This is a genomic window from Pseudomonas brassicae (assembly GCF_010671725.1).
Lineage (GTDB): Bacteria > Pseudomonadota > Gammaproteobacteria > Pseudomonadales > Pseudomonadaceae > Aquipseudomonas > Aquipseudomonas brassicae.
This window is the reverse complement of sequence record NZ_JAAHBU010000192.1, coordinates 1-7,100: the sequence shown is the minus strand read 5'-3', so window position 1 is coordinate 7,100 and position 7,100 is coordinate 1. Positions and strand designations below refer to the sequence as shown.

Sequence of the window (7,100 nt, the reverse complement as noted above, 5' to 3'; positions counted from 1 at the left end):
GCAAGCCAGCTCCCACAGGCACCCCGCAGAGCATGCGGTCGCTGATACCCTGTGGGTGCTGGCTTGCCAGCGAAGGCGCTCAGACGGGCAGCGCCATGTAGAACTGGGTGCCCTGCCCCGGCCGTGAATACACGCCCATGCGCCCGCCATGCAATTGCACGATCTCCTTGCACAGCGCCAGGCCCAGGCCGGCGCCGCCCTTCTTGCGCCCGACCTGTACGAACGGTTCGAAGATCCGCCCCTGCTGGCCATAGGCAATGCCCTCGCCGTTGTCCTCGATGCTGATGATCACCCGTTCTGCATGGCGCCGTGCATTCAGGCGGATGCGCCCGGCCGTCGGGGTATGGCGCAGCGCATTGTCGAACAGGTTGTCCAGCACCGGTCCAGTTGGGCCGGGTCGGCCTGGATGCGCGGCAGCGGGGCATTGAGTTCGACCAGCAGTTCGATCTGTTTCTCGGCCAGCGCCGCTGTAAAGCGCTCGCAGGCCCGCGCCAGCAGCTCATCCACCGCGCACGGCGCCAGCTCCAGCTTTTGCAGGCCGCTTTGGTAACGCGAGAAGTTGAGCAGGTCGTTGATCAGCTGGGTCAGGCGCTGCATCTCTTCGCCAATGGTGTCGAACAGGTCCGCCTCGCGGGTGTGTGCCGGGAACGTGAGGCGCTCGCGCAGCAGGCCGAAGGCCATGTGCATGCCGGTCACCGGCGTGCGCAGCTCGTGGGACGCGCGCAGCACGAACTCGCTGCGTACCCGCTCGAAGGCGCGTTGCTCGGTGACGTCGTGCAGCACCATCACCGCCCCCAGGATCTGCCCCTGGGGATGGCATACCGGCGTCAGGCTGTAGGACAGCAGGCGCGCCTCTTCCTCGACCTCCAGGCTCAGGTCATCCGGCACCCGCTCCAGGCTGCCACCGCGCAGGATCAGTTGCAGCTGGCTGTCCAGTTCGGGGCGTTGCAACGCCTGGCCAAGGCCCTGGCCCAGGCGGCTGGCATCCCAGCCCAGTTGGCGCTGGGCGACCGGGTTGAGGTGTTCCAGGTTGCCCTCGCGGTCGATGATCAGCAGGCCGTCGTCGATACTGTCGAGCACCGCCTGCAAGCGCTGCTGGCCGGCAAGCAGTTCGTCCACATTGGTGGCCTGGTGCTTGCGCAGCGCTTCGGCCATCAGCCCGAAGCGTCTAGTCAGCTGGTTGATTTCCAGGGCCGGGGTCACCGGCAGGGTCACCTCATAATTGCCCAGGCCGATCTGGTCCGCCGCCTTGGCCAGCGCTTCGATCGGCTGACCGAAGCGACGGGCGATGCCGTGGGCGGTGATAAAGCCCAGCACCAGCACTGCAACCCCGACCAGCCCAAGCAGGCTGGACACCAGCAAGGCACGCTCGCGGGCCTGCTGTTCGCTGTGGTTGATATGCGCCAGTGCCTGCTTGTGCGAGTCGACAAGGTCGGTACGCAACCGGTTGAATCCCGCGCCCAGGGGCTGCTCCGGGCCCAGGCTGCGGCTTGGCTGGGCATTGTCGCGCAGGGCCTGGAGGAACGTCTGGTAGTCACGGTTGGCGGCACTGAAACCGGCGAAACCGTCTGCCTGGCGCTCATGGCTCATGCCTTCGTCGAGCAGTTGCTGGAACTGCGCCTGCAACGGCTGCAGTGCCTGCTGCTCGGTCTGCGGGTCGAGGATCAGGGTCAGTTGTTCGCCCAGGTTCTGACGCAGCCTCAGGCCCAGGTCGAGGATGTAGGAGTTGTCGCTGATCATCTTCTGCTGCGACATGGCCATCTGCTGCACGCTGACCAGGCCCAGGATCAGGCCCAGCAATGCCACGGTGATCAGCGCCGAGATACTCAGAAAAAGCCGTGTGCGCAGCTTTACCGCCAGCTTCACAGGTTGTACTGCTTGCGTTTGCGGTAGAGCGTCGAGGCGTCGATACCCAGTGTCTTGGCGGCCTGGTCAAGGGTGTCGCTGGTGGCCAGCACCGCGCCGATGTGCGCACGCTCCAGTTCATCCAGGCTCAGCGCCGCACCCACGCGCGGGGCATTGCTGACCGGTTGTTCGGCCATGCCCAGGTGGCTGACTTCGACGCGCTCCTGCGGGCAGATGATGCTCGCACGCTCGACCACGTTGCGCAGCTCGCGGATGTTGCCGGGCCAGCGGTAATTGAGCAGCGCGGCCCGCGCCTCATCGCTGAAGCCGCGGGCCGGGCGGCATATTCCTTGACGAAGCGGGCCAGGAAACGGTCGGCCAGGGTCAGGATGTCCTCACTGCGCTCGCGCAGCGGCGGCAGGTGCAGGGTAATGACGTTCAGGCGGTACAGCAGGTCTTCACGGAAGCGCCCGTCGCGCACCATGTCCTCGAGGTTGAGGTTGGTCGCCGCCAGAATGCGCACATCGGCACGGCGGGTGACCGGGTCGCCCACGCGCTCGTATTCCTTGTCCTGAATGAAGCGCAGCAACTTTGGCTGCAATGTCAGGGGAAAATCGCCGATTTCGTCAAGAAACAGCGTGCCTCCGTCGGCCTGGTTGACCCGCCCGAGGGTGCTTTCGCTGGCCCCGGTAAACGCACCGCGGCTATGCCCGAACAGCTCGCTCTCCATCAGCTCGGCGGTCAGCGATGGGCAGTTGATCGTCACACAGGCCTTGCGCGCGCGTTTGCTCCAGCCGTGGATGGCCCGCGCCAGTTCGCCCTTGCCGGTGCCCGACTCGCCGAGGATCAGGATGTTGGCATCGGTGGCCGCGACCTGCCGCGCCGTTTCCAGCACCACCATCATGGCCGGGCTGTGGGAGTCGAGGCCGTCCTTGGGCTTGCGGATCTCGCCTTCCAGCGCCTCCAGGCGCGCCGACAGCTGGCGTACTTCGAGCTGTTTGGCCGTGGCCAGGCGCAGTTGGTCGGGGCTGCACGGCTTGACCAGGTAATCGGCGGCGCCGGCCTGGATCGCATCCACGGCGGTGTCGACGGCGGAATGCGCGGTGACGATCACCACGCGCATCCAGGGCGCCAGGATGCGCATCTGCGCCAGCACGTCGAGGCCGTTGTCTTCACCCAGGCGCAGGTCGAGGAAGCACAGGTCGAACACCTGGCGCTGCAGCAAGGCTTCGGCCTGCGCTGCGCTGTTGGCAGTGGCCACGCTGTAGCCTTCGTCTTCCAGGCAGTAGCGGAAGGTACGCAGATGGCAGACTCGTCGTCCACCAGCAGAATGCGGCCTTGATTTTCCGTGGCGGACTCCATTTTCCTACGCTCCTTTAAGAATGATCTTGGTTAGTGTCGGAAAAATCGGGCAAGTTGCATGGTCGATTCTGATTGATTCCGCTACCTGCATGCTAGCTCCAAGCCAGCTGTTTAGCTAACCCATTGAAAATAATGGTTTTAGCGCTGCTCAAAGGGCTGGCACATTGATTGCGATGATTCGTCTTCTGACCAACAGGAGGCTTCGTCATGCGTGCATTACGTCCGTTGGCAGTGTTGACTGGCGCACTGCTATTCAACCAACTGCCCCTCGCCCAGGCTGTCGCAGCCGACCCCAGTGTGCAGCAAGCCCGCCAGGAAGGCGCGTTGCAAACGGCGCTGGCGCTCAATCGCCTGCTCAATCCGTTCAAGATCGAGGTGACGGTGCGCGATCACCGCGCCCGCCTTGAGGGGCAGGTGGAAAACGAGGTGGAGCGCGTGCTGGCCGAGCAGTTGGCACTGGCCACTGCGGGTATCGAGCAGGTCGACAACCGCTTGCAGGTCAACCCCGAGCTCGTCGAAGAAACCCTGCAGCGCCGGGCCTACGCCCAGCGTGTGGAAGACGCCACCCTGGCTTCGATCATCCGCGCCCGCTTGCTGTGGAGCAGCCAGACCCATGGCCTGCCCATCGAGGTAGACAGCCGCGCTGGCGTGGTCACCTTGCGTGGCCGGGTGACCCGTGCCGAGGCCAAGCAGATGGCGGGCTCGATCGCCGGTTCCAGCGCTGGCGTGTACCTGGTCAACAACCTGATCAGCCTGGGCGTTGGCGACCCCGCTCAGGCGCGCGAGCAGGTGGCGGCGGCCGCCACCGAAGTGCAGAGCGATGCGTGGATCAACGACAAGGTACAGGCCAGCTTTCTATACAGCCGCAACCTGGACGGGCCGAACATCAAGGTCGTGACCCAGGACGGCGTGGTGCGTTTGTCGGGCGAGGTCATGAGCGATCAGCAGAAAACCATTGCTCAGGAAGTGGCGCGGCAGATCCGCGGCGTCCGTGGCGTGGACGCCGACATGCTCAAGGTGGCTGTGAAGGTGCAGGGTTGATCGTGCAATTCGCACGAAGATGCGCAGGGCATCGTGCAGGATGCGTCCTGAAGGCTGTGTTTATGTGTTTCTAACATGCTGATTTATAAGGGTTTTATCGAAAAGTAAAAGCTGGCATGCAGGCTGCAATACCTCTAGCAGTCCATAACAAGATGCAGCAAAGGAGCTCGGCATGAACCCGCTAACCGCCGCCCTGGTGCAGATTTCCCCGCTACACGTGCGTCAACTGCTGTTTCTGTGCCTGGCCTTGCTGCTGACCCTGGTTGCCGGGCAGCTGTACAGCATCTGGCAGTCCAAGCAGATCGCCGATCAGCTTTCTGCACAAGCCACCCAGGTGGCACATATTCAGGCCACCCGCGCCTCGATGTTGTTGCAGGCCAGGACCGCCCTGGGTACGCAGCCGGCCAACGAGGCCACCGTCGAAACCGTCGTACCGCGTGAGCGGTGGGTGTTCTAGTCGAGCAATGCAGTAGTTCTGTCACACATGACCGCTTTCAAAACGGTAAGGAGAATCACCATGTTGAGTTGGGCCATCACCTTCCTGATTATCGCCATTGTCGCTGCCGTGCTGGGCTTCGGTGGTATTGCCGGCGCCGCTACCGGTATCGCGAAGATTCTCTTCATCGTCTTCCTGGTGCTGTTCGTGGCGTCCTTCTTCTTCGGTCGTCGCGGTAGAGGTTAGACATGAACGGGACGCTATACAGAGCCCTGGCAGGCGCCCTGATGGTAGGGGCCTGTACAGCGGCAATGGCGGCCAATGACGGCCAGGTCCGAACCAGCCAACTGCTCGGTTCGGACCCCGAGTACCGGGAAACCTGGCAAGACGTGGTCAACAAAGAGGAACGGTTGCCTGATTGGGTGATCAACCTCAGCGGGTTCTCCCGCTCCACCTCCGCCCCCAGTGCCACTTCCGCCCCCAACGATCAGATGACGACGGTGGCGGAAGACGGCGACAAGTACCTGGTCGGCCAGCTGTGCGAGACCGAACCGAGTTGCGCCAGTGCACGCCTGATCGTGGCGTTCAGCTGGGACAAGGACGACGCCTATGGGCTGTTGGTGACGGTGCCGGCCGGGTTGCCCGCCGACAAGTCGCCCAGCCGCCACACCGACAAGCGTTGGCTGGGCAAGCCGGACAAAGGCATGCAGCAGATGCTCGAAGAGCAGCTGAAGAATGACCCGAACTATTACTGAGTGTCGCCGGGCACATCAGTACCTATATAGAAGCTGAACCTTCTGCCGGTTGCAGTTTCTATGATGCGCCCGCCCGAGGAGGGTGAGCGCATGACCAAGGGGCCGGGCCGCTCTGATTGCTTCAGGATCGGAGGGGCCTAGGGGTACAGGGAGTACCTCCGAAGAGGGCCGGGTCAGGGTAGTAAAAAGGCATCGCAGTCGTGGACCGGGGCCGCTTTTCGAAAGGACAGCCCCCGGTCAGACTTGTGCCCGCGTTGCCAGCCTGAAGCATTTCCCTTCTTGAAAGTGACAGATCGGCCAGACGGCTGACCGTACATCAAAAAAATCTCGCGTCAGTTTGCCGTCTCGAATGGCGTTTTCAACGCATTCGGATTGTCGAACAATGACTTTTTCTACCCGCCTCAATACCGCTGTATCGGCCTAATCATGGCGCTTTGGCCATCGTCGGGATTCCGAACACACCTCTTCCAACCCGCTGGGACGTCCGTTTTGGCGCAAAAAGATCATGCCGATTCGGCATAGGGTAGTCAGTTACGGCATTAGACTCAGTGCGCCCGCATCGGAATAGTTGCGCCTTTTTCGCTGGTCCGAGCGTCTTTGCGCTCGCTTGCGGTGACCTTCTACGGCGCATTGCCTGCATGATCAAAACTCCAGGGGAATCGCTTCCAGCGGCTCTAGAGTGCAGGTTTCAAGGCGGTGGCCGTGTCCACTTGAACAAAGGGTAACGACATGAAGAAGGCAAAACTAAGCCTCGCCTGGCAAATCCTCATCGGTCTGGTCCTGGGGATCGCAATCGGAGCGCTGCTGAACCATTTCAGTGCAGAAAAGGCATGGTGGATCAGTAACGTCCTGCAGCCGGCAGGTGACATCTTCATTCGCCTGATCAAAATGATCGTCATCCCGATCGTGATCTCGTCGCTGATCGTCGGTATCGCCGGTGTCGGCGATGCGAAGAAACTTGGCAGTATCGGCCTCAAGACCATCATCTACTTCGAGGTGGTGACCACCATCGCGATCGTGGTCGGCCTGGTGCTGGCCAACGTGTTCCACCCAGGTGCCGGCATCGACATGAGCACTCTGGGCACGGTGGACATCTCCAAGTACCAGGCGACGGCCGCCGAGGTTCAGCATGAGCATGCGTTCATCCAGACCATCCTCAACCTGATCCCGTCGAACATCTTCGCAGCGCTGATGCGTGGCGAGATGCTGCCGATCATCTTCTTCTCGGTACTGTTCGGCCTGGGCCTGTCGAGCCTGCAGGCCGACATCCGCGACCCGCTGGTGAAAACCTTCCAGGGCGTGTCGGAAGCCATGTTCAAGGTCACCCACATGATCATGAACTACGCCCCGATCGGCGTGTTCGCACTGATCGCGGTAACCGTGGCCAACTTCGGCTTCGCCTCGCTGCTGCCGCTGGCCAAGCTGGTGCTGCTGGTGTACTTCGCCATCGCCTTCTTCGGTTTCATGGTGCTGGGCCTGATCGCCCGCCTGTTCGGCTTCTCTATCCTGAAGCTGATGCGCATCTTCAAGGACGAACTGATCCTGGCCTACTCCACCGCCAGCTCCGAGACCGTGCTGCCGCGTGTGATCCAGAAGATGGAAGCCTACGGTTCGCCGAAAGCCATTTGCAGCTTCGTGGTGCCGACCGGCTACTCGTTCAA

5 protein-coding genes and 2 pseudogenes are annotated in these 7,100 nt (G+C 62.3%); 5 read left to right on the top strand and 2 right to left on the bottom strand.

Going from position 1 to position 7,100, the window contains the following annotated elements; genetic code table 11:
• Window positions 1–79 precede the first annotated feature (79 nt).
• Both G3436_RS14770 and algB read right to left on the bottom strand, forming a co-directional pair.
• A pseudogene (locus G3436_RS14770) lies at window positions 80–1,866 on the bottom strand (KinB sensor domain-containing domain).
• Window positions 1,863–3,207 (bottom strand): annotated as a pseudogene (gene algB / locus G3436_RS14765) (sigma-54-dependent response regulator transcription factor AlgB). Before algB ends, G3436_RS14770 begins: the two co-directional pseudogenes overlap by 4 nt.
• A gap of 207 nt (window positions 3,208–3,414) precedes the next feature.
• On the opposite strand from algB, the gene G3436_RS14760 reads away from it, so the two are divergent.
• The 5 genes from G3436_RS14760 to G3436_RS14740 form a co-directional block, all read left to right on the top strand.
• Complete coding sequence (locus tag G3436_RS14760; protein WP_163946223.1) at window positions 3,415–4,248, top strand: BON domain-containing protein; 834 nt, start codon at window positions 3,415–3,417, stop codon at window positions 4,246–4,248.
• A 172-nt stretch (window positions 4,249–4,420) separates the two neighbouring features.
• Window positions 4,421–4,705: a hypothetical protein gene (locus G3436_RS14755; RefSeq protein ID WP_163946222.1), complete on the top strand. Its 285-nt coding sequence runs from the start codon at window positions 4,421–4,423 to the stop codon at window positions 4,703–4,705.
• Window positions 4,706–4,765: 60 nt separating this feature from the next.
• A complete protein-coding gene (locus G3436_RS14750; RefSeq protein WP_009401691.1) occupies window positions 4,766–4,930 on the top strand; it encodes a DUF1328 domain-containing protein in 165 nt (54 codons plus the stop codon).
• A 2-nt stretch (window positions 4,931–4,932) separates the two neighbouring features.
• Entirely contained in the window at window positions 4,933–5,439 is a 507-nt protein-coding gene (locus G3436_RS14745; RefSeq protein WP_163946219.1) for an inhibitor of vertebrate lysozyme family protein, read from the top strand.
• 729 nt (window positions 5,440–6,168) lie between these two features.
• The coding region (locus G3436_RS14740) for a cation:dicarboxylate symporter family transporter (protein WP_163946216.1) at window positions 6,169–7,100 on the top strand (932 nt) is incomplete at its 3' end.